This window comes from Aeromonas finlandensis, assembly GCF_000764645.1.
Classification (GTDB): Bacteria; Pseudomonadota; Gammaproteobacteria; order Enterobacterales; family Aeromonadaceae; genus Aeromonas; species Aeromonas finlandensis.
Map to the genome: position 1 here is coordinate 1 of NZ_JRGK01000214.1, position 1,059 is coordinate 1,059.

At 42.2% G+C, this 1,059-nt stretch carries 1 protein-coding gene; it reads left to right on the plus strand.

The window, feature by feature from the left end; genetic code table 11:
* Positions 1-587 (plus strand): EAL domain-containing protein (locus LD28_RS22420; RefSeq protein WP_156120222.1); only part of this gene is annotated, 587 nt, incomplete at its 5' end.
* Positions 588-1,059: the final 472 nt, after the last annotated feature.

Genomic DNA, 1,059 nt, shown 5'->3' on the forward strand with positions numbered 1-1,059 from the left:
GCTCTATGGCCTATTGGTTGACACAATACAATAAACCACCCCATTCAGAAAAATTTGACCATTATTGTGCATCCCTATTACTCCTTGTACTCAATAGTGGCAAGGATATTCCACCACCCTTTATTACACTCAACGTTAATCACAGTTCATTATTTAACAAACGGCTATTTAATTGCATCATTGCGATTCAGGAAAAACTGCTCTCGATGGGGAAATACTTGACTGTTGAATTGGTTGAATATAGCCACCCGCAAAAGGATATCAACCCACTACTGTATAAACTGTGCTTGCACGGGGTACATATAGCCATTGATGATTTTGGCACTGGCTATAACCGTTTGGAGTATACCAAACACTTGGTGCAGGTTGATTTAATCAAGATTAGCTTTGATTGCCAGGATCTCGACTATGTTGCGCTACTCGCAGATACGGCTCTTGACCATTTCAAACATTTAACCACCGAGAATATCATCGTCGAAAAGATAGATAGCCCAATAAAGGCTAGTCAAGTCAGTTCGCTGGGCATAAATTTATTACAGGGCTATCTGTTTGGAAAGCCCTCTAGTCACTGGTTACCATGTAAATAATAGGAGTCATGATAATGCACATTACAACGTTGTTTTTTACCTCGATACTCATCATCGAGCTGATAATAGCCGTCTTGATTTTTCATTGATCATTTATTTTTGGGGATTGCGTGAATGGTTAGGTAAGGCATATCCGTGCTAACACTCTGCCGGGGTCAGACATCTACTGACTGATGTTTAACTTTAGAGGCAACAGCACAAAGTGCATCCACGTTGTCATATGCATTGCAGCAGCCAACTCTGTGTTCACATAAGAAAAAAGGACTGTGCGCGCTGGAGGAGGAGTAGGCGGGTTATTTTTGGGGATGCATATAAGGGAGTAAACGTTCAGTTTCCTTTTTCACCACTGAGTAACATTCACAACTCAATCGTTCGAGTTTGGGCCGATCCAACACGGTGATTTGACCTCGATGATATTTTATAACTCCCAATTTCTGCAGTTTCCCCGCCGCCTCCGTGACCCCCTCACGAC